This window comes from Azospirillum soli (assembly GCF_017876165.1).
GTDB classification, from domain to species: domain Bacteria; phylum Pseudomonadota; class Alphaproteobacteria; order Azospirillales; family Azospirillaceae; genus Azospirillum; species Azospirillum soli.
This window is the reverse complement of sequence record NZ_JAGINQ010000071.1, coordinates 1-1018: the sequence shown is the minus strand read 5'-3', so window position 1 is coordinate 1018 and position 1018 is coordinate 1. Positions and strand designations below refer to the sequence as shown.

The window sequence follows — 1018 nt, the reverse complement described above, 5'->3', positions numbered from 1 at the left end:
TTCCGGAGGACATCGAAGGTCCAATCGGCATCCGGAAACAGGTACCGCCCGGTGCCGGGGTGGCGGTCAATCCGGATGGTGCCCTGGCGAATGCCGGTGTAGAGCCACTTCGTCGGAATCGCCATACGCCGGGCGACATCGGTGATCGAGGCCCATCCGGCGGGCGGGTCCCACCGCGTGCTGCGGCCGCGGGACGGCAGACGCAGGATGGCGCGGCGGATGCGGCTCACGGTCGCACGCAACACCTCCGTGCTCCGACTGGGGGAGCGGAAGCCCTCTGCCGTCAAGGTCCGGGCGATCTGGAGGTCGTTCTGGCCAGCCTCGGCGAGTTCGCGCACGCGCTGCTCCATAGCCGGGTAGCTGGTCAGCACCGTCACGTCGTTCACTGGAAGCGCCACCTCCAGGTCCGTTGACGCGCCGCCACGCCAGACGATGCGCACCCCGGCTTGATCCCGGCCGGTCCGCCTCAGCACCACCTTCTCGATCAGGCAGCGCAGCAGCGCCTTGCGGTGCTCGCGGCTGACGGCCGGGTCGGCCCACAGCTCGGGCAGGCGCTGACCGAGGTGGAGAACCGCCCCCCGCAGGGCCGGGTCGAAGCGGTCGGGGCCGGCCCGTTCCTCGGTGCGCCGCGAAGGCCTCCTCGGCACGACGCAACTCCACCAAGGCCGCCTCCCATCGGCGCTCCAACTCGGCTGCAACAAGGCGGTTGTCCGGATCGACCCGGTTGAACTGCCGCTGGGCCAGCGAGGCTTGGTAGCGCAGCCGTTCAAGTTGTTGGGCTTCGGCGTGCAGCATTGCCTTGTCGGCCGTGCGTTGCGCTTGGCGGGCCCGCGCCCAGGCTTCGACTTTCGGCCGGGGCGACGGCTTCGAGGAAGGCTGCGGCCACGGCGGCATCAATGGCGGCGGCGCGCAGACGCTGGCATTCCTCCGCTCCGTTTTGCTGGTGCAGGAAATTGCAGACGTATTGGCTGCCGCCCTTGTAGCAGACCACCATCTTGTGGCCGCACTCGCCGCACCA

At 69.5% G+C, this 1018-nt stretch carries 2 protein-coding genes; both read right to left on the bottom strand.

Features of this window, described 5'->3' with window-relative positions; genetic code table 11:
- Positions 1-647 (bottom strand): hypothetical protein (locus J2852_RS31310; protein ID WP_209883198.1); only part of this gene is annotated, 647 nt, incomplete at its 3' end.
- Between the two features lie 119 nt (positions 648-766).
- Positions 767-1018, bottom strand: a 252-nt coding sequence (locus J2852_RS31305; protein ID WP_209883197.1) for a recombinase zinc beta ribbon domain-containing protein, incomplete at its 5' end; no start/stop codon positions are given.